The 18368-nt window shown below is 68.2% G+C and carries 21 protein-coding genes; 11 read left to right on the forward strand and 10 right to left on the reverse strand.

Annotation, left to right across the window (positions count from 1 at the left end; translation table 11 throughout):
* Positions 1-53: 53 nt before the first annotated feature.
* Entirely contained in the window at positions 54-1064 is a 1011-nt protein-coding gene (locus tag KLI87_RS34290; protein ID WP_214620355.1) for a hypothetical protein, read from the forward strand.
* Between the two features lie 355 nt (positions 1065-1419).
* On the opposite strand, the gene KLI87_RS34295 is transcribed toward KLI87_RS34290, so the two are convergent.
* Positions 1420-2160, reverse strand: a complete 741-nt coding sequence (locus KLI87_RS34295) for an aspartate/glutamate racemase family protein (RefSeq protein ID WP_214620356.1) — start codon at positions 2158-2160, stop codon at positions 1420-1422.
* Positions 2161-2288: 128 nt separating this feature from the next.
* On the opposite strand from KLI87_RS34295, the gene KLI87_RS34300 reads away from it, so the two are divergent.
* Together KLI87_RS34300 and KLI87_RS34305 are read left to right on the forward strand one after the other, a co-directional pair.
* Positions 2289-2777 (forward strand): Lrp/AsnC family transcriptional regulator, encoded by a 489-nt coding sequence (locus tag KLI87_RS34300; RefSeq protein WP_156220779.1) that lies wholly within the window; start codon positions 2289-2291, stop codon positions 2775-2777.
* 833 nt (positions 2778-3610) lie between these two features.
* On the forward strand, positions 3611-4183 hold the full coding sequence (locus tag KLI87_RS34305; protein WP_214620357.1) for a hypothetical protein: 573 nt from the start codon (positions 3611-3613) through the stop codon (positions 4181-4183).
* A 669-nt stretch (positions 4184-4852) separates the two neighbouring features.
* Here KLI87_RS34305 and KLI87_RS34310 read toward each other — a convergent pair.
* Both KLI87_RS34310 and KLI87_RS34315 read right to left on the reverse strand, forming a co-directional pair.
* Positions 4853-6031, reverse strand: a complete 1179-nt coding sequence (locus KLI87_RS34310; protein ID WP_250904559.1) for an epoxide hydrolase family protein — start codon at positions 6029-6031, stop codon at positions 4853-4855.
* Positions 6032-6900: 869 nt separating this feature from the next.
* A complete protein-coding gene (locus KLI87_RS34315) occupies positions 6901-7389 on the reverse strand; it encodes an STAS domain-containing protein (protein ID WP_214620358.1) in 489 nt (162 codons plus the stop codon).
* 187 nt (positions 7390-7576) lie between these two features.
* Between KLI87_RS34315 and KLI87_RS34320 the strand changes: the two genes are divergently transcribed.
* Complete coding sequence (locus tag KLI87_RS34320) at positions 7577-7888, forward strand: helix-turn-helix domain-containing protein (protein WP_156220782.1); 312 nt, start codon at positions 7577-7579, stop codon at positions 7886-7888.
* A gap of 219 nt (positions 7889-8107) precedes the next feature.
* Here the strand turns inward: KLI87_RS34320 and KLI87_RS34325 are convergent, their stop codons facing one another.
* Positions 8108-8518, reverse strand: coding sequence for a RidA family protein (locus KLI87_RS34325; RefSeq protein WP_156220783.1), 411 nt, complete (start codon positions 8516-8518; stop codon positions 8108-8110).
* Between the two features lie 78 nt (positions 8519-8596).
* Between KLI87_RS34325 and KLI87_RS34330 the strand changes: the two genes are divergently transcribed.
* On the forward strand, positions 8597-8968 hold the full coding sequence (locus KLI87_RS34330; protein ID WP_156220784.1) for a helix-turn-helix domain-containing protein: 372 nt from the start codon (positions 8597-8599) through the stop codon (positions 8966-8968).
* Positions 8969-9075: 107 nt separating this feature from the next.
* Here KLI87_RS34330 and KLI87_RS34335 read toward each other — a convergent pair whose 3' ends face one another.
* Together KLI87_RS34335 and KLI87_RS34340 are read right to left on the reverse strand one after the other, a co-directional pair.
* On the reverse strand, positions 9076-9552 hold the full coding sequence (locus tag KLI87_RS34335; RefSeq protein WP_214620359.1) for a VOC family protein: 477 nt from the start codon (positions 9550-9552) through the stop codon (positions 9076-9078).
* On the reverse strand, positions 9549-10421 hold the full coding sequence (locus KLI87_RS34340; protein ID WP_214620360.1) for a sigma-70 family RNA polymerase sigma factor: 873 nt from the start codon (positions 10419-10421) through the stop codon (positions 9549-9551). The genes KLI87_RS34335 and KLI87_RS34340 overlap by 4 nt, the downstream gene beginning before the upstream one ends.
* A 137-nt stretch (positions 10422-10558) precedes the next feature.
* Here KLI87_RS34340 and KLI87_RS34345 point away from each other — a divergent pair, with 137 nt between their 5' ends.
* The 3 genes from KLI87_RS34345 to KLI87_RS34355 all read left to right on the forward strand — a co-directional run bounded on the left by KLI87_RS34345 (position 10559) and on the right by KLI87_RS34355 (position 11948).
* A complete protein-coding gene (locus KLI87_RS34345) occupies positions 10559-10972 on the forward strand; it encodes a VOC family protein (protein ID WP_214620361.1) in 414 nt (137 codons plus the stop codon).
* Positions 10973-11096: 124 nt separating this feature from the next.
* Entirely contained in the window at positions 11097-11486 is a 390-nt protein-coding gene (locus KLI87_RS34350) for a VOC family protein (RefSeq protein WP_214620362.1), read from the forward strand.
* A 27-nt stretch (positions 11487-11513) separates the two neighbouring features.
* Complete coding sequence (locus KLI87_RS34355) at positions 11514-11948, forward strand: YdeI/OmpD-associated family protein (protein ID WP_214620363.1); 435 nt, start codon at positions 11514-11516, stop codon at positions 11946-11948.
* Positions 11949-12718: 770 nt separating this feature from the next.
* On the opposite strand, the gene KLI87_RS34360 is transcribed toward KLI87_RS34355, so the two are convergent.
* Positions 12719-12919 (reverse strand): hypothetical protein, encoded by a 201-nt coding sequence (locus KLI87_RS34360; protein ID WP_156220787.1) that lies wholly within the window; start codon positions 12917-12919, stop codon positions 12719-12721.
* A 234-nt stretch (positions 12920-13153) separates the two neighbouring features.
* Between KLI87_RS34360 and KLI87_RS34365 the strand changes: the two genes are divergently transcribed.
* From KLI87_RS34365 to KLI87_RS34375, 3 genes are read left to right on the forward strand one after another with little or no spacing between them, the layout of a single operon-like run.
* Positions 13154-13825 (forward strand): RNA polymerase sigma factor, encoded by a 672-nt coding sequence (locus tag KLI87_RS34365; RefSeq protein WP_214620364.1) that lies wholly within the window; start codon positions 13154-13156, stop codon positions 13823-13825.
* Positions 13822-14634 carry a DUF742 domain-containing protein gene (locus KLI87_RS40680; RefSeq protein WP_250904560.1) on the forward strand — a complete coding sequence of 271 codons (813 nt, stop codon included), beginning with the start codon at positions 13822-13824 and terminating at the stop codon, positions 14632-14634. Before KLI87_RS34365 ends, KLI87_RS40680 begins: the two co-directional genes overlap by 4 nt.
* A gap of 40 nt (positions 14635-14674) precedes the next feature.
* Positions 14675-15226, forward strand: coding sequence for an ATP/GTP-binding protein (locus tag KLI87_RS34375; RefSeq protein WP_214620472.1), 552 nt, complete (start codon positions 14675-14677; stop codon positions 15224-15226).
* A 439-nt stretch (positions 15227-15665) separates the two neighbouring features.
* Here the strand turns inward: KLI87_RS34375 and KLI87_RS34380 are convergent, their stop codons facing one another.
* The 3 genes from KLI87_RS34380 to KLI87_RS41280 form a co-directional block, all read right to left on the reverse strand.
* A complete protein-coding gene (locus KLI87_RS34380; RefSeq protein WP_214620365.1) occupies positions 15666-16052 on the reverse strand; it encodes a hypothetical protein in 387 nt (128 codons plus the stop codon).
* Positions 16053-17222: 1170 nt separating this feature from the next.
* Positions 17223-17756, reverse strand: coding sequence for an ATP-binding protein (locus KLI87_RS34385; protein WP_214620366.1), 534 nt, complete (start codon positions 17754-17756; stop codon positions 17223-17225).
* A 308-nt stretch (positions 17757-18064) separates the two neighbouring features.
* Entirely contained in the window at positions 18065-18196 is a 132-nt protein-coding gene (locus KLI87_RS41280) for a hypothetical protein (RefSeq protein ID WP_284734279.1), read from the reverse strand.
* Between the last annotated feature and the right edge of the window lie 172 nt (positions 18197-18368).

The raw sequence follows: 18368 nt of genomic DNA on the forward strand, positions 1-18368 counted from the left end.
GGCAGGCTGACGAGCGTCTTCCCCATACCCGTTCTCATCCGCGAGGAGTGTCAGTGACCAGGCGTTCAGTAGAGGCCCTTGTGGCCGCGGCCGTGGCCGCCGTCCCGGTGGTGCTCGCCGTTCCGGCTCAGGCGGATGCCCCGCCCGTGACCGAGGGCAGGGTCACGCCCGCCGCCCAGAAGTTCATCGACCGGCAGACACGGTTCGGGGCGATGCCGACCTACACCACCCCGGACTCGCCTGATGAGAGGGACCTGGACAAGCGGGTCGCCGCCTACGGGGAGATGTGGGACCAGAACGCGACCCTGTGGGAGGCCGCCGCCGTTCCCGTCCAGGGGCGCGCGAACATCGAGAAGTCGATCCGCACATCGCTGGGGCTCGTCCCCTCGCTCAACTTCCGGCCCACCCGCATCGCCGCCGACCGGAACGTCGTCATGTACGGCGCGGACAACCGGGCCGTTCTCAACAAGAACAGGGTCGAGTACCCGGCGATCTACCGGGTCGTCCTGAACAAGAGGGGCGACGTCGTCCAGGGGCGGCGCTACTACGACCGGTTCCGCTGGTTCAAACCGCTCGACGGCACCCTGAGGGACCTGTTCGCCGACGTGACCGACCGGCGCCGCGGCACGGCCGCACTCGCCAAGGGTTCCGCGCGCCCCGACGACATCCCCGGCCGGGCCGCGGCCTGGAACCGGCGGGACGCAGCCGCCCTGGCGGACTCCACGGGCGATGCCGCGCTGTCGGGCACCGGACTCGACGGCCGCCGGTTGCGCACCCGCGCCGCCAAGCTCGCCTACCTGCAACGACTGTTCGGCACCTTCGGCAACGCCCCCGGCGCCAGGCTCGACCCCGGCCAGAGGGTGCGCACCCCCGCCGCCACCTACCAGGAGTGGTTCGGGACGGTGAACAGCCAGAACCGCACCACCTCCTTCGGCATCATCGAGCGGTTCGGATACCGCGACGGCCGGCTGACCGACTGGACTCTGACCTTCGACACACTCCCCCTGATCGCCGACGACCAGGAGATCCGCAGGCTCTATGGCCTGCTCCAGCCCCAACAATGAGCCGAAGCCGCAGTACACGCCTGACACCGAGCAGCCCGACGTCCAACACGGCGACATCGGCACCACCTGGATGCTCCAGCCGGGTGGGAGGCCCGTTGAACGAGCACGTGGTACCCGCCCGCGCCACCTAACCCTGTAGGAGCGTCCCTGCCCCCTGGCCAGGGCCCACCGCTTTCCCCGGGTCGATGTGGCGAGGCGCCCTCCCCATGGGGCTCCTCCTTGGAGGTCGCTGAGGTGGGAGCAGCGAACTCAGAAGGAGACCCGGTATCGGCTGGCCCTGGTCATCGCCGGGGGGCGGGCGCAGGCAGCCGCGCCTCGTCCTGCCACTGCTCGGCCACCGCGGTGCTCCGGCTGGTCAGCGAGGTGCGCCGGGCCGAGAGGGGCCGCCACGCCAGGAAGGAAGGGCGATGCGGCCGATGGCGGCGTCGAACGCGGCGCCGGCCAGCAGGCGGGTGGAATCGAGGGTCGGCAGCGGGGAGCCGTCCGGCGTCACCAGGAGCGGAATCTCCGTGCAGACCAGGGCCACGGCGTCGCAGCCTCTGCTTGCCAGATCCGCGATGACGCGCACGTACTCCTGGCGCGAGCTCTCGGTGAACACGCCGTTGACGAGCTCGTCGAAGATGATCGTGTTGATCCTCTCCCGGTCCTCGGCCCGGGGGACCTCCGAGGCGATCCCCCGATCCGCGAGCGCCCTGTCGTAGACAGGCCCCTCCATGAGATACCTGGTACCGAGGACGCCGACGCGCTCGCGTCCGTCGCGCGCCGCGCGGTCGGCGACGACGTCGGCGATGTGCAGGCCGGGAAGCGCGAGGGCATCTCCCGGCAGTTCGAGGGCCATGTGAGCGGTGTTGTCGGGACAGACGAAGAAGTCCGCGCCCGCGTGGGCGAGCCGCTGTGCGCTTTCGGCGAGTATCGAGCGGATAAGGCCGTATTCGCCCTGGTCCCAGTGGGACATGCTGCGTCCCATGGCGATGCAGTCGAGGCTGACATCGGGGTGCTGGTGGGGGCCGAGCTCCCGGAAGCCCTCCCGGCAGAACGCCTGAAAACAGAGCGCCGCACCTTCGACGCTGTGCGCGATGATGCCGAGATGCTTCATGGCTCTCCCCACGATCCGTGCGTAATGCTCGCAAAGCACAACACGAAGCGCCGTAGTGCACAAGATATGCTCTTCAGATTGAGCATTATGCGTAGAGCCAGACATCGCAGCGTGAGGGGACGAGCAGAATGCCAAACGGTGACCGGATCGATGTGATGGATGCCCGCCTGCTTCTGGCGCTGATCGAACGCCCGCGTTCCACCACCGTCGCGCTGGCGGACCAGACCGGCCTCTCACGCAACACCGTGCAGGCCAGGCTGGCGAAGCTGGAGGAGGGCGGCGGTCTGGAGTCCTTCGAACGCCGGATCAGCCCCCGGCGGCTCGGCCACCCGCTGACGGTCTTCGCCGCCGTACAGGTGGTGCAACGCATGCTCGACGAGGTCGCGGAGGCCCTGGCCGACATCCCGGAAGTGCTCCAGGTCTACAGCGTGAGCGGCCCGACCGACCTGATGGTGCAGGCCGTCGCGGCCGACGCCGATGACCTGTACCGGATCGCCGGGATGATGCTCGCCATCCCTGGCGTCGAACGCACCACAACGTCACTGGTCACCCGCGAGATCGTCGCCTACCGGACCACTCCTCTGCTCCGACGGCTGCTACAGACGCCCACGTCCTAGACCACCGACCGCCACGCCCGGCACCTGCCTCACCGGGCCGGGCCACCGGCACTCCAGGACGCCGCGAACCCTCCCGGGACCGCCAGCCGCTGAGCCGTGACCGGTGGCGACCCGAACGTCCAGGTACGAGCGGGGGCACGGCCGGGCTCAGCATCGGCCTGTAAGCACCGACCCTCCGACCGCAGCCGGCGCGGCTGACCGGGTCGCCGCGGCGTTGTCCGGCCGCAATCCGGTCCTCGATGAGCGGCGGCGGACGCTGCTGCCCGGTCTGCCAATTCCCGTGGTCGCGCTCACGGTGACCCGGCGTTATGGGGTTGCTTGCAGTGAGATTTGGATATTCCTGGTTCCGTACTTGTGCGCCCTACCGCCGGCCCTCGTCCGTACTCGTGTGCAAATCGTGAAGGTCGTGGCTTTGCCGAGAGTGCGGAGGTTGTTGAGCGGGGTGTGCTGACGGCTTCGGAGGGGGTGTGGTTGTCCCCGTGCGCTCTCCGAGAGGGACGAGTCCGACTGTTCACCCCCTCGGGGATGACCCGTGCGATGGCGCCTTCCATCCCAGACCTCCAGACCGACGTGGGCCGCGAATTCGGTGACCACCGATAATGCAAATATGACTCAAAAGAGAAAGGACCGTTCCCGGCGGACCGCATTCGGTCATGGGAATGACGGCGCCATCCCGCCGGACTGGGTGGATACAAGCCGCACGGGTCCACAAGTGGACACCATGGATGCTCATCAATGAAACCGTCTATTGCACATCCTCCTTTGATCGTTGAGCATTCGGTGCGGTGCCGCCCCCGGAGACGCCGGGGGCCACCCGGACGAGGAGGATCTTCATGCGTCGCCTGATGATCAGGGCCACGATCATGGTGGCCGCCCTTGGACTGCTGGGCTCCGTCACGACCACCGGCGCGTCCGCCGCCACCAAGGACCACCTCGTGCTGGTGACCGCGGCGAATTCGCCTTTCGGCAAGAGACTCGCCGGCTCCACCATCACGTCCAACGCCAATGGCAGGCTCGTGTCGGCCGAGCTCAACTACGGTCGCGGCGACTACGGCATGCTCCGCGCGCGGGCGGACGTCGCCGCCGAGTGGGAGCGGTTCGATCTGTCCGCGTCCGGCGCGGTCTGGATGATCAAGTCGGACGCCAACCAGAAATTTGTCTCGGCCGAGCTCAACTATGATTGGAAAAACTACGCGATGCTCCGCGCGCGGGCGGACGTGGTCGCCGAATGGGAGAAGTTCAACCTGTACTACAGCCCGTCCCGGGACCTCTACGCGTTCAAGTCGCAGGCCAACGGCAAGTTCGTGTCGGCCGAGCTGAACTACGATGGCGACCGCAACGGGATGCTCCGCGCACGCGCGACCGAGATCGGGCCGTGGGAGTGGTTCCGGTTGAACCACCTGTGAGCCCTTCGTGTGATGTAATGCGACCAAGCCAAAAAATTCCGTCACCAAATCCGACCAACATCAAATGACCCGAGCAACCCACGGCCCCGGCTCACCTACTCGGTCTGGTGCCCTGCCGAGGGCGACAGCGGGCGCGATTCGGGGGCGGGGTTCGGCCCGAGACCAGCAGTCCCCTCACGAGTCTCCGGACGGCTGGCCGGGCCCGGGTCCCCTGCGGCGCGGCGCGTTCGGCGCCCCACATCCCATGTGCCCGCGCCGAATCAGTGAAGTAGCGGGCCTGGAGTTCGAGAGTCGGCAGCGCCTGGAGTCGCACCGTGCCGACCGTCCGGCGGTGATCCCGCCCCGCCGAGCGCCATATCTGACCGGTCCACCAAGCCGAGGCCCGAAAGCAGCGTCGACGGCCCACCGGCCGCGGTCATGGCTGGCTAGCGAACCCAGGTTAGGCAAAAAGACTGGCTGAGGCGACGGGCAGTGCCGTCGAATCCTGCGCATCGCCAAACCAGCCGAGCAGGGCCTGACCAGCGTGGTCGGCCGCTCCGGGCCCGTCGGTGGCAGTTCTTCCCGCTGTTCGACGTCGTTGCGCTCGACGCCGTCACGGCGGAATGTTCAAGCTCGACGGCCTCCGAGTTCGATCCGGTGCCTGAGGCCCTGGACCCAGGTGGAATCAGATCAATCGGCGGCCAGCACCGCCGCGAGGCCTTCTTGCAGATCCTTGACCCAGTACTCGGGAACCTCCAGCGATGGGAAATGTCCCCCGGTTTCGGGCGACCTCCATCGGACGATATTTCGGTACCGCTCCTGCGCCCAGGCGCGCGGAGACTTCTCGATGTCGTGGAGGTAGACGCTGATTGCCGAGGGGACGTCGACCCGAAGCTCGGGGTCGAGCGAAAGGTGGCTTTCATAATAAATGCGAGCCGCCGACGCGCCGGTCCGCGTCAGCCAGTACAGCGTGACGTCGTCGAGGACTCGGTCCCTGGAAATTCTCTCGAACGGGCTATCTTCGGTATCCGTCCAGTCGGCGAACTTGTCAAGGATCCAGGCGAGCAGCCCGACCGGTGAGTCGACGAGCGAGTAGCCGATGGTCTGCGGTCGAGACGCCTGCTGCTTCGCGTACGCCGCGCTGGGCCCGGCCCAGAAATCGCGGGTTTCCTCAGCCCATTTGCGCTCGACCGCCGTCAGCCCGCCCGTCGCCAACCCGGGCGGTGCCTGCGCGGTCGTTGTGTGAATGCCGAGAACGTGCGCCGGGAACCTGCCGCCGAGGACCGTAGTGATCACACCTCCCCAGTCGCCGCCGTGGGCTACGAACTTGCCGTAGCCGAGCCTTCCCATCAGTTCCACCCAAGCGGCCGCGATCTTTTCGATCCCCCACCCGGCGGTTGCCGGTTTGTCGCTGTACCCGAAGCCTGGCAGCGACGGGACCACGACGTGGAACGCCGGCGCATCGACATCCTTCGGATCCGCCAACTCGTCCACCACATCGACGAACTCAGCAATGCTGCCCGGCCAACCGTGCGTCAAGATCAGAGGAGTGGCCTCAGCGCGCGCGGATCGGCGGCGCAGGAAATGGATTCCCAAACCGTCAATGGTCGTACGGAACTGGCCGATCCGGTTAAGGCGCGTTTCGAACGCCCGCCAGTTGTAGCCGGCGCGCCAGTAGTTCACGACATCGACGAGGTCGGCGAGAGGGACGCCCTGGTCCCATCGGCGAGGGCCGGACGCGGCGTGATGGACCGTCTCGGCTTCCGGCAGTCGCGCCGCGGCCAGTCGCGCACGCAGATCCTCAAGTTCGGCTTCAGGCGCATGGGCTTCAAATGCGTGCACGTCGCTGGTTGGACGGTTCATGGCCATGAGACCTCCTGATCATCGGAGAACCGGCTTGGACTCGCGAGCCGACCAGGCCCGCTAGGCGGCCATCGCCGAGGATGGCCGTCCAGGCGCCGCACCTGGCCGCAGCTACGACCAGTCAGCCCGCGGGATCTAGGTACAGGAGGGCCTTATCTCGGTCACTGCGCTGTCCTTAACTCGGCGGCAGAACAGCGTAACCCGGACACCCCCCCCGCTACTTCCCAGGCCAGGCGCCTCCTACCTGGCGACTGAGTCCCTAAGCCCGCTGCCGCCGGTCTGCGCGGGTACCTGCGGACGCGATGCATTGCCGCGCCCAGCACTCGGCCCACCGGACTCGAACGTCTCACCCGCGCCCCATCGCCGCCGCCCGCGAACACGGCGTCGCCGTCCGCGCGGCCATCATGCCCAGCCGCACCGCAGTGGCCGGCCACCAGGACACCCGGGCCTTGGAACTGCCCGTCGCCCTCCACATGCCGGGCAGGGTGACTTCCTGCGCCCCGCCGAAGTGAACAGCGCCGAACCGACCACGCGTGGCCGTAGAGCGCGGCCAGGAGGGCCGGAATCCGCTATGGCCTGGGGCAGTGGAAACGGCGTCGCCCTGCCCCTCGTCGCGGTGACACGGCCTCCGACCTGGTGTCCGAGCGTGGAAGGCGCGGTGGACGGGGCGACGGCGCTGTCGGCCTGGTCCTCCTCGTGACCGCGTCAGCGGCACGACGGCGTCACGACACAACGGCGCGGTACGGTCCCGGAAGGGTGCTCGCCCAGAAGGGTGGGGTCGGGAAGACGACCAAAACCCTGGAGTCGGCCGCCAAGGCGCCCGAGCCGTGCGTACGGCCTGAGGGGCCGGTCCCGGGACGGTCGCCCGCACGCCGCTAGAGAGTCGATCCTTCTAGCGCGTCAAGCGGCGACAGGGAGCCGAGGTCCGAAGGGGCGGTGAGGGGAGCCAGGAGGGGGAGGTCCTCGCGGCGCTGGACGACGCAGTGCAGCAGGTACCGGCTCAGCGCGTCGCGGGCGGGGGCGTTAGCGGGTGCGATCAGGTGCAGGGTGCCGCGGGCGGCGCGGACGGCGAACTGGGTCTTGGTCAGCAGGTGCGCGCCGTGCAGGTCGACCACGTCGAGCTCGGACAGGTCCAGCGCCAGGTGCGGTGAGGGGGCGAGGACGATCGTGGTGAGGATCTGGGCCTCGGCGGTCACGGCGGTGTCGGCGGTCAGGCGGCCCGACATCTGCAGCAGCGTGTAGCGGCCGTAGCGACCGGTCTGCACCCTCAGCGCCCTGGCCCCGGGAGGCGCCGTAGGGGCACCCGCGGGTGGGGTCGGGCTGGAGGTCGCCTCCAGCGGCGGTTCGGTCGGTCGCACCAGCATGGAACACCCTCCCAGCGGTGATGAGGCAGCGGACGAGTCGGACACCCCAAGAGTGTTACATGAAATACTATTCGTCAAATTTTTCTCATAGAATCTTGGGTGAACAAGCTCCGCACCTGCCGGGAAGCACACTCTGTCGCCTCCCGGCGGGCAGAGGGGGCCGGGTGCGTACAGGAGGAGTGAGCGGATGGACAGGACGCCGACCCGGCCGGACGCCAAGCCCTGGACGTTCCTGACCAACCACGCGCGAGTACTGATCCAGATCGCCCGCGACCCCGACCTGCGGGTCCGGGAGGTGGCCCAAGAGATCGGGATCACCGAACGCGCGGCGCAGCTCATCATCAACGACCTGGAAGAGGCGGACTACCTCACCCGCACCCGCGTCGGACGCCGCAACACCTACACCATCAACGCCCACCGCCCCTTCCGCTACCCGACCGAGGCCAACCACGACGTCGAAGACCTCATCGACCTGTTCGCCGACCGCGGCACCCCCTGACCACACCCACGCGTGCGGCGCTTCCGGGAGGAGCGCCACCACCTGTGTTGCCAACCCCCGTCGCCGAGCCGCCAGAGCAGGCACGTGACGCGCAGGTCGTCCCCGACGACAGTCCCCGGCTTCGGGGTTGTCTGGACAGGCACCAACGACACGCTCCGAGGGGCCCGACCGGTCTCCCGGAGCGTCCGCGTCCAGGCGAGACCGGACGGCACGCGCCGGTCAGTCGAGGAGGGCGGTCGCCTCGACCTCGACGAGTACATCCGGTTCGAAGAGGTACTCGACGCCGATCAGGGACGCCGGTGGCGTGGGAAACCGGAGTCCGATCTCCTCGGCGACGCTCTCCACCCCGGCCATGAAGTCGTCGATCTTCTCCGGACTCCACCGGGTCACGTAGAACGTCAGGCGCAGCACGTCCGCGAACGACGCGCCCGCGCCCGCCAGTCCGACGGAGGTGTTGCGCAGCGCCTGGGCGACCTGCCCGGCCAGATCGCCGGGCGCGACCGGTGTCCCGTCGGCCTTGCGTGCGACCTGACCGCTGATGTGGACGTGCTTCGTCCCGGTGCCCACGGCGACGTGGTGGTACGGGACGGGCTGCAGCATGCCTTCCGGCGTGAAGTGCTGAACGGTCATGGTCTTCTCCCTCTTCAGAGTAAGTATCTGTAAGCTACCTAGTAGAAGAAAGACACTTCAACGAGACCAGGTTTCGCCATGGATACCGCCGACGAACTCCGCATCGACGCCCCGCACCGCGAGCTGCTCGACCAGGTCCTCGACAAGTGGTCGCTCAGCGTCCTCAACGAGCTCTGCGAACGCCCGTGCCGCTTCAACGAACTGCGCCGAGCGATCCCCCAGGTCACGCAGAAGTCGCTGACCGCGACGCTTCGGCGGCTCGAACGGAACGGCGTGGTCGAGCGCGAGGTCGTCTCCACCCGCCCCGTGGCGATCAGGTATCAGATCACGCCGCTCGGCAAGACCTTCCGGCAGCCCATCGATGTGCTGCTGGCATGGGCCTCGCAGCACATGCCCGCGGTCGAACGCGCACGCGAAGGCTTCGACAAGCGGGAGGAGGCGGGCCTATGACCCGGGGCGACCACCGAGCGCCCACCCGATCCCTCCGCCGGGGCGACACATGCCGCCACGCACCGTCGGACGGCGCAGGTCGGTGTGCTGCGTGGTAAGGGTCGTCCTCAGGATGCCCGGGGATCCGTGGCGGCGTGGGCCTGGCCCGCCGCGCGACGCCGGTTCACCTGCCGCGACTGGGTGAACCGCAGGATGTCGCCGGACGGATCGAGGAACGCGCAGTCGCGAACGTCGTCGGGCCGGTCGATCGGCTCCTGGACCACCTCGGCGCCCGCGGCCTCGATGTGCTCGAAGGCGGCGTCGCAGTCGTCGGTCACGAAGACGAGGCGGCCCAGCAGGCTGCTGGCCGCCAGATCGACGATCGCCCGCCGATCGGCCGGTGAGATCACCGGGTCCGCGCCGGGAAACTGGAGGAGGATCCACACCTCAGGCTGCGAAGGCGGGCCCACGCTCACCCGCCGCCCTTGGAGATCCGCGTCGGCGCGCACCTCGAAGCCGAGCACGTCACGGGAGAAGCCGAGTGCCTCGTCCAGGTCGCGGACGGCCAAGGCGCACGACGAGAACGTGATCTCCGCGCGGGTCAACGCCGGTCCTGGCCGTCGGCGGGCAGGACCACGATGTCGAGGTCCCGGATCCGATCCGGATCGGTGTCGACGTCGATGCGGGTGATCTTGCCGCCGCCGACGGTGAAGGTGATGACCGCCTTGGGGCGGCCCAGATGTGACCAGACGGCCGCCGGAACACCGTCCACCAGCGCGAGGCGGGCGCCCTGAGCCCGTCCGGCGAAGAAGTCCGCCACCTCCCGGCCACCGCGCAGCTCCCCGACGACGGCGTCCGGATCGAGCAGCTCCAGCAGGGCGGTGAAGTCCCCGCCCCGGGAGGCGGCCAGGAAGGCTTCGACGATCTCCCGCTTCGCGGACCGCGCGGCGTCGGTCGCGCCCGCCGCTCCCTGCACCCGCCGCCGGGCCCGGCTGGCGAGCTGCCGGGCCGCCGCCGGGGAACGGTCGAGGATGGTGCCGATCTCCGCGAACGACAGGGCGAACACATCGTGCAGGACGAACGCCAGCCGCTCGGCCGGAGCCAGCGCGTCCAGCACCACCATCAGCGCGACACCGACCGAATCGGCCAGCACCGCCTCGTCCTCGGGGCCGTCCTGCCCGGTCGGGCGGATGCTCGGGTGAACCGCCTGGGGCTCGGCCGGTAGCGCTCCGGCCGCGTCCTCACGCCGGTTCCGGCGCGCTTCGAGCATGTTCAGGCAGACCCGGGCGACGATCGTGGTCAGCCACCCTCCCGGGTTCTCCACCTGGCCGGTGTCGGCACGGCTGACCCGCAGCCACGCCTCCTGCACCGCGTCCTCGGCCTCGCCGGACGAGCCGAGCATCCGGTAGGCCATCGCACGCAGGCGGTCCTGATGCTCGGCGAACCGCTCGCCCACCCAATCCCGCTCGACCATCTGTCACATTCCTCCGTCCGGCCGGTCATTACTGATTGACCGGCGAACCCACGCCGATGTGACGACCGGGCCCAGCCCTGGCCGTCCGGCCCGCCGGGCCAGACGACACGAACACCTCAAGTATCAAGGAGACAGACATGAAAGCGCACGTCAGCTCGATCCTCCTCGGCGTCCGGGACATGGAGGCGGCCAAGCGCTTCTACACCGAAGGGCTCGGCTGGACGATCAAGGACGACTACGGCATCTCGGTGTTCTTCGAGTCGGACGGCGCCTCCCCCGTCGGCTTCTACGGCCGTGACGGCCTGGCCGACCAGGTGGGCGTGAGCCCGGAAGGCAGCGGCTTCAGCGGGCTCGTCCTCACCTACGTCGTCCGCAGCGAGGCGCGGGTGGACGAGATCATCGCCGAGGCGGAGAAGGCCGGCGCCACGATCCTCAAGCCCGCCGCCGCCCTGCCGTGGGGCGGGTACGGGGGCACCTTCGCGGACCCGGACGGCTACATCTGGAGCCTCGCCTACAGCGCCCAGGGAGCCGACCAGCCATACGCGGAATAGCCGTCCAGGAAAGGCGAGAGCGCCGGGCGGCCACCACCGCGTGACCGGCGCGCACGAGCGGGTTCGGCGTCGACACGGAATCGTGCCGGCGCCGAACCGTCCCCCGAAACCACAGGAGAGAACCGTGTCACTTCAGGTGAGCACCATCATGCTCGGCGTCGACGACCTGGTCCGCGCCAAGAGGTTCTACGAGCGCCTGGGCTGCGAGATCGACAAGGACACCCGCCACTTCGTCTCGTTCGTCCTGGGCGAGGGTTCCTCGCGGCTGGCCCTTTACGAATGGGAGGCAGCGGCACAGGACGCCGGTGTCTCTCCGCGGGGATCCGGATTCCGTGGGGTCTCTTTGCACTTCAACCCCGATTCCAGGGAAGTTGTGGACGAGATGATGCACAACGCGGTCGCCGCCGGCGGCAGCGTGGTCAGGGAGGCGGCCGCCGCCCCGTGGGGCGGGTACTTCGGCTACTTCAGCGACCCGGACGGCTACCTGTGGAAGGTCACCACCTATGCATCCTGAACAACACCGATCGGCAAGGAGCCCGTTGTGAAGTTCCGCACCCTCGTCGAGCCGCCCGAGCCCATGCGAGGACTGGAAATCCCACCCGAGGTGGTGGACGCGCTCGGCGGGGGCGCGCGTCCGCCGGTGACGATCACCATCAACGGGCACTCCTGGAAGAGCCGCGTGGCGATCATGCGAGGGCGCCACCTGCTCGGCCTCAGCAACGCCAACCGAGCGGCGGCGGGGGTCGCGGTCGGTGACGAGGTCGAGGTCGACCTGGAGCTCGACACCGAGCCGCGCGTCGTCGTCGAACCCGCGGACTTCGCCCGCGCCCTCGACGAGGACCCGTCCGCGCGCGCCGCCTACGACGCTCTCGCGCCGAGCCACAAGCGCAAGCACGTCCATGCCATCGAAAGCGCGAAGAAGCCCGAGACGCGTCAGCGGCGTATCGAGAAGGCCATCGCCGCCCTGCGAAGCTGAAACCCGAGGCGACGACTCCGTCACCATGAGATTCGCCGCGCGGGGGCCCTGCTCAAGCTCCAAAAAGGCGCCACGCATCCCCGCGCACGCAACCGGCGAGGGCGGTCCGCGAGGCACATCTGCGGGCCGAGAGAACCGTGCGCAAGGAGCGACCGCAAGACGTGATCCAATCCGCTGCGTCATGTCCCGGACGCTCCGACGAAGGTGTTCAGAAAGCAGCTGCGCTCGCCGCGGTCCGGGAGAAGGGCGTGAGCGACACCGCCGCCCAGGTGTCCTGCCGGTCGCTGGGCCAGACGGCCCTTGCCGCGGCGTTCCTCATGGCCCAACTCGACGTCCGGTTCGATGCGGACGCCCCCACGGCGACGGCCACCGCGCTGTTCCCGTCCCAGGAACCGCGGCGTGGATGGGTGGGCTCGGGCGGAGATGTTGGACGATCAAGCGGACCGGTCAGGTCGTCGAGCAGGGCCTGGGGTCCTCGATGACCGACCGGACCGAGCATCTCGTCCGCGCGCCCACGGTGCCGGCGCCATCGACCCCACGCACCAGCTGTTCGGGAATGATCGCGTGTTCCAGCCTTCCGAGGGACGCGCCGTCGCCATCGCTGCCGGACGGCACGTCGCCCCGGGCTCGACGAGCAACCTCGTGCGGTAGTCCAAGCGAACCTCAAGGGCCTCAGCGGCGCGAAATCGGTCAAGACCGACGCTAGCCACCTGGAACAAGCACTCATCGGGCATGAGGGCGCTGACGCCGCATGGCGCAACTCCCGGCGGCTACTCGTCTTTAGCGATGAGCTGGTGAAACAGTAGGAGCCCTGCCGCTGCTGCGGCGCAGCCACTCAAAACGGACTCGGGAAGTCCGCGTCCAGCAGCGCCTGCAAGCAGGCCCGCGCCGACGCCGACCAGCACACCGAGCGTGAGCACCAGCGCGGCCCGGACGGTCACCAGGGGCTTGTCAGATTCGGGTGTGGTCATGAACGGCTCCTTCAAGTCGAGGGTCGGTGCCTTCCTGTTGAACGCATAGGACCGTTCGACATCGTGAGCCCATGCGCTGGCCGTGTTGGGACGACTTTCCGCGATGGCGTGGGGTCGGTGCTCGCTGACGCCTATGACTGGAGGAGGCAGAGGGCTGGTGTAGCGGCTCGCGGAAGGCCCCGTGCAGCGGCTCCCGGGTTGCCCCCGGGCCCCGATCGGGTGGATGAGGTGTCGATGGGTGATGTCCCCGAGGACGACGACGGTGCGCGCCACAAAGCCGATCAAGAACTGGTGGAGTTCCTGGCCGCCCACGGCTTCGCGGGGCCGGTGTACACCCGATTCGCCGAGGAGATGGCGGCCTACGCGATCGCCGTCCTCACTGCCTGGCTGCACACGGGGATGATCTTTGTGCGATGCGCCGAGAAAGGGATCAAGTTACCGCGTCCCCCCATCAGCGCCTGGTCGAAGGACGACCAACTGGAGTTGGCCCTGGAGACAGTCGCGGTCGCGACCCGCTCGTTCCAGCAGCGCCTGCGAAGCGGCCATTGGGATCCGGGAAAGGGGGCGAGCCTGCGCACCTATTTCATCGGCCACTGCACCTATCAGTTCCCCGACACCTACAAGAAGTGGCTGCGAGCCTCTGAAGGGTTACGATCCTGCGCCGACGAACTCGACGAACGCTGGCCGGACACCCGCCCGGGGCCTGAGGACCTCATGGCCGACCGCGACCATGCCGACCGTGCGCTGGCGAGCCTGCCAGACCACAACCTGCGAGCCGCTCTCGTCCTGACCACCCTGGGCTACAACCACGCCGAGATCGCCGAGCTGATCGGAGAGGGCGCCACAGCCCGCTCCGTCGAGGGCGCGCTGTATCGCTTCCGTCGGAAGAGGGGAGAGCGATCATGAGCGATGGCCTGGACCTGGAACGGCTCAACGCCTTGCTGGAGGCAAGTTCCCTGGGCGATCCGGCAGCGGCCAAGCTGCGGAAACGCACCTCCGGCGACCTCGCCGAGGCAGCGGTCCAGCGCGCCGACCTCCGCACCGACTCCGGCGGGCCGGCACCTGAGCAGAGGGGTGTCGAGCGCCCACCCGACGGGCAAGGAGTCCACCGCTCGCCCGAGAAGCGAGCACGCACGCACCGGCAACAGGTGGATCTGCACGTACACGACCGCATCGCACTGGACGAGATCGAACTCTATGCCGCACTTCTCATCCGCGCGGCGGCGGCCGAGCGGCCGCTGACCCAGAGTGAGATCGACACTGTGCTCGGTGTGGGTTCCGGCGAAGTCGAGGATCCCTCAGGAGTCGGCAGCCCGGACTTTGGCCTCTCCGCGGCGGCCGCGCGGGGCGGCTCCCGCTCATTGGTAGCGGTGGGCGACTCCACCGAAGCCACGCTGGTGCGCCCCTACGTGATCGCCGGCGGCCGGGTCAGGCCCCGCGTTGACCTGGCACTCGAAGCCCTGGTGACCGCAGTGCCCTCCAGTGAGGTCTCCCGGATGACGCCCGAGTACCGGGCGATCATGGATTTGTGCGGGTCGGCGCATTCGGTCGCGGAGGTGTCGGCCCTGCTCCGGCTCCCCATCGGGGTCACCCGCGTCCTCGTCGCCGACATGATCTTTGAAGGGCTCCTGCGACTGCACCAGTCGGGAACCCCTGGTGTGCAGCCGGACTTCGGCCTGCTCGAAAGGGTGCTCGGTGGACTTCGCAAACTCTGACCGCCCGCCGGCGCCGGGGCCAGGGCCGCAGGACCCGGACCTGGTCTCGGTGAAGATCGTCATCGGCGGCGGCCTCGGCGTCGGCAAGACGACCTTCGTCGGGTCGGTGGCGGAGATTCTTCCGCTCACGACCGAGGCCATCATGACCACCGCGAGCGCGGACATGGACGGGCTGTCGGCGGCGCCCGACAAGACCACGACCACGGTCACCGTCGACTTCGGCCGCGTGGCGCTGGGCCGTGAGCTGATTCTCTACCTGTTCGGCACGCCCGGCCGGCACCGGTTCTGGTTCATGTGGGACGACCTGGTCAGCGGCGCGATCGGCGCGGTCGTGCTGGTCGACACCCACCACCTGGCCGACTGCTTCGCCACGATCGACTACATCGAACGCGCAGGACTCCCGTTCATCGTCGCCGTCAACGGGTTCCACGGCCAGTTCCAGCACCCGGAAGATGACATCCGTGAAGCCCTGGCCCTCGGCCAGCACGTGCCGATCGTCGAGTGCGACGCGCGCAACCGCGAGTCGGCCAAGCAGGTCCTCATCGCCCTCGCCCAGCACGTCATGTCGCTGCATGCCTCGCTGCCACCTTAGAGATCGTTTCCTTTGGCGAACCGGCGGCGGGTGAGCCTTGCCGACCAAGGACAGAACGTGTTCGGCCTTGCGTTGGCAAAAGGCCGCGGTCGGCCAGGCACGCCACGATCGCTCGACCACCCAGCGGCGACGTCCCCACGGCTGGGGTGATGCGCTGCCGCGCGTGCGCGATCTGGCCACGTCGTGGCGCGTTGGTGTCGTTTCCCGTAGGCGGCGGGGCCAGGTCGCAGGAGCAGGTGAGGGTGGTCAGGGCACGGGAGGCGTCAAGCGGCTTGAGCTGAGTGACTCACAAGGGCCGCCCTCGCAGGAGCGACTCGGGTAGACCTCGCCAGTTGTCGCGCTGATCATCCGGCGGCGATGCGCGCGGAGGTTGGTGTGCGCCGACGTGCTCGAACGGCGTGCCGCGGCCCTCGCCGTTTCATACCGAGGTCCGGTCGGCTCAGATCACGGTGAGGACCTGGTCGGGGTGGACGTAGTAGACGTTGGGGTTGTGATTGTGGGGCCCGTAGCCCGTGGTGCCGGCCAAGAGCAGGTAGGCCCCGACGGGGATGCCGGGCCAGTCGTGGAACCAGGCGTCCTGCGAGGTGCCGTTGGCGTCCCAGACGATGATCGCCTTGGCGCCGGTCCTGGCGCGTTGGTAGACCTGCTCGACGCGGGCGAGGTGGCCGTCTTGCCCGTCGAAACGGCGGAGTTCCGCCACGGCCTGTTGCCGGAGGGCCTCGCGGGCCGCATGCTGTGCCGCCCGCTCGCGGCGTATCCTCCTGACGCCCCAGACGAGGAATGCAATGATCCCGATCCAGGCCAGCGGGGCGATGAGCTCTTTCATGGCGCAGGCCTCCCGGGGCCGCGATCGACTGACTCCGAAATACAACCGCCAATGCGGCCTCATGCGCGGCCAAAGACCTAAACCGGCCGTCTGGATCAGCGCAAGTCCGCAGCGGGGACCGCCCTGGTATAGAACGTTGCTGTTGCTGAAGACGTATCGCGAGGTGAGAAGCCCGTTGTGCCGTACACGCAGCAAGCGCGTGGCAAGGTGAAGCGGTGGTACGAACCAGGAGCGATGGGGTCGACCGGCGTTCGGCAGGTGAGCGCATCCATGGGCCAATATTGTTACCAAAACGGGGGGCATCGGCGTAGTCCAAACTCGCCCCGGTGCATTTGCCCGCCCTATCGGGCCGGGGCCCGCTAGGCTTCCTGGCCGGGCTTGGGGTGGTCAGCGCATTGTCCCAGTACTCGCCACCAAGGTGAAAACCGGGCTGGATACCGCCGTGGGTCGAAGGGTTCCCTCCGCGCCACAAGCACCGAGCGCCCGATCCACTGCGCATCCCCCCGAGGAATACCCCTACCTGCGTCGACAGATGCGCGAGGCGGAAGGAAATCTAGCCCAGGTGCCACTGAAGCGTACCCTCCACCCCGGGCAGGTCGACGCCGCCTGCCATTGTTAAGTGACGCGCTATATCCATACGCTGCCGGGCGGGGACCATTGGCCAGTTCTCCTCCTACCCGCTGATAGAAATCCGCAAGGATGCGCGGCGAGCCCTGCGAGAGAAATTGACAAGCTGGAGACGTTACCCGCAGGTGGATGGCCGGGGGCTGGACCACCTGCCGGGCGGATCGGTGACTGGTGGCGTTGAGCCGCTGCGGGGTGACAGAACGTCTGTTTGTTGCGTCGGCGAAGGCGTCTGGCTGTTTGCCAGATCGTGCACCGGTGCAGGATTTTGCGCTGCTCAGGGTCCTGCTGGGCTGTGAGGAATCGGTGGAGGCGGACCACGTACTCGTCGCGTTCAGGTAGGGCATCGACACCGACGAGTAGATGGCGGAGTGGGCGAGGGGGGATGATTCGGCGAACGAACGTTGGCTCCGGATACGGGTGTGAGTTGACCCCACTTAGCGAGGTTGAACGTGAACTGGCCCTGCCGTAGAGATCGACTCGATCTCGCACGTTGACCGGCGGGTCGGTTGGCTCGGTGTTTCAGCTCGCATAGTGGGGCGTCTTTCAGGATTGAAGAATGGTGTGTTCGCCTTCGTCGCGAGGTTCTTCGAAGCTCATGAGGTAGCGGTCGAGGAGCTCGGGGGAAACGGTGACGCTGCTCGGGCCGTCTTGGGCGTTGCGAATGGCCAGGCGCCGTCGGAGTGTGTCGGGGTCGGCCTTGAGATAGACCAGGATCCAGGTGCTGCCGTGTCCTTCGATCAAGGCCTTGTAGCGGTCGCGGGTGGCTCGGTTCCAAAAGCTCTTGTCCAGGACGACGGGTTGTCTGGCCGCCATGAGCCGGATGAGTTCTTCCTGGAGCTCTTGGTCGGCGGTGGCCTGGTGCTGTTCGTGCTCGGTGGGGTCGAGTAGCGCGGCGTCGTGGCCGATGCGCCGCCAGATGATCTCATCGACCGACAAACGTATGTAGCCGCGGGCTTCCAGGCGACGCGCGTAGGTGGTCTTCCCGGATCCGGCCAGACCGCACATCATGACGACGACGCCGGGTTGGGGTGCCGGGAGCGACCCGATGGGAACGTCTGAGTTCTCGGGCACGGCCATGCAGAGGAGGCTATCTGTCTGGGTGTTGGTCTGGTCGAGCTGTCAACGGTCAGCCGCTGTCCGGCCGGGGACGTGCGCCCATGCCGGTCGGCTCCAGGCGTCGATGGAGGTGGTCGTGGCGGTGCGGCGTCGGCTCGGTGAGCGCCGTCCTTGCCCGGTCGGCAATAGAACGCTTCCAGGCCCTGACAGCAGAACTCGCACCAAATCGACCTCGGCCTCAACAGCGGGCCGGTGGACCTGATTGATCAGCACCTCGGGCGGCGGCCCTCGGCCCGCCTCCGCCATGATCTGCGACGGCGCCAGGCGACTTAGTTGCAGACGGTGGGGTGGGAGGCACTCTCCATCACCTGCTCGGCGACCAGCCGGTTGAAGATCCGCCGGACCGTATGCCGCTGCTTGCGCGGGGCATCCGGATCCGCCCGCAGAATCTGGTCGCTCACCGGCTTGAACGGATCCAATCGCGACGACCGCGGAGGCGGCTTCTTATGCGGCGCCGACCACGCCGACGCCTCACGCACCGTCCGGCGATACACCCCGTACTGTCGGTCCAGCGCCTGCACCGACAGGCCCGGCTACACAACGGGGCCACCACTAACTCGCAGGATGGGGCCA

The sequence above is a fragment of the Actinomadura sp. NEAU-AAG7 genome, assembly GCF_018603865.1.
Taxonomy (GTDB): Bacteria; Actinomycetota; Actinomycetes; order Streptosporangiales; family Streptosporangiaceae; genus Spirillospora; species Spirillospora litoris.

Bases quoted from the DNA above. Each gene is read 5' to 3' on its own strand.
- KLI87_RS34295 (WP_214620356.1), bottom strand. From the start codon at position 2,160: ATGAAGCATCTCGGCATCATCGCGCACAGCGTCGAAGGTGCGGCGCTC.
- KLI87_RS34300 (WP_156220779.1), top strand. From the start codon at position 2,289: ATGCCAAACGGTGACCGGATCGATGTGATGGATGCCCGCCTGCTTCTG.
- KLI87_RS34305 (WP_214620357.1), top strand. From the start codon at position 3,611: ATGCGTCGCCTGATGATCAGGGCCACGATCATGGTGGCCGCCCTTGGA.
- KLI87_RS34310 (WP_250904559.1), bottom strand. From the start codon at position 6,031: ATGGCCATGAACCGTCCAACCAGCGACGTGCACGCATTTGAAGCCCAT.
- KLI87_RS34315 (WP_214620358.1), bottom strand. From the start codon at position 7,389: ATGCTGGTGCGACCGACCGAACCGCCGCTGGAGGCGACCTCCAGCCCG.
- KLI87_RS34320 (WP_156220782.1), top strand. From the start codon at position 7,577: ATGGACAGGACGCCGACCCGGCCGGACGCCAAGCCCTGGACGTTCCTG.
- KLI87_RS34325 (WP_156220783.1), bottom strand. From the start codon at position 8,518: ATGACCGTTCAGCACTTCACGCCGGAAGGCATGCTGCAGCCCGTCCCG.
- KLI87_RS34330 (WP_156220784.1), top strand. From the start codon at position 8,597: ATGGATACCGCCGACGAACTCCGCATCGACGCCCCGCACCGCGAGCTG.
- KLI87_RS34340 (WP_214620360.1), bottom strand. From the start codon at position 10,421: ATGGTCGAGCGGGATTGGGTGGGCGAGCGGTTCGCCGAGCATCAGGAC.
- KLI87_RS34345 (WP_214620361.1), top strand. From the start codon at position 10,559: ATGAAAGCGCACGTCAGCTCGATCCTCCTCGGCGTCCGGGACATGGAG.
- KLI87_RS34360 (WP_156220787.1), bottom strand. From the start codon at position 12,919: ATGACCACACCCGAATCTGACAAGCCCCTGGTGACCGTCCGGGCCGCG.
- KLI87_RS34365 (WP_214620364.1), top strand. From the start codon at position 13,154: ATGGGTGATGTCCCCGAGGACGACGACGGTGCGCGCCACAAAGCCGAT.
- KLI87_RS40680 (WP_250904560.1), top strand. From the start codon at position 13,822: ATGAGCGATGGCCTGGACCTGGAACGGCTCAACGCCTTGCTGGAGGCA.
- KLI87_RS34380 (WP_214620365.1), bottom strand. From the start codon at position 16,052: ATGAAAGAGCTCATCGCCCCGCTGGCCTGGATCGGGATCATTGCATTC.
- KLI87_RS34385 (WP_214620366.1), bottom strand. From the start codon at position 17,756: ATGGCCGTGCCCGAGAACTCAGACGTTCCCATCGGGTCGCTCCCGGCA.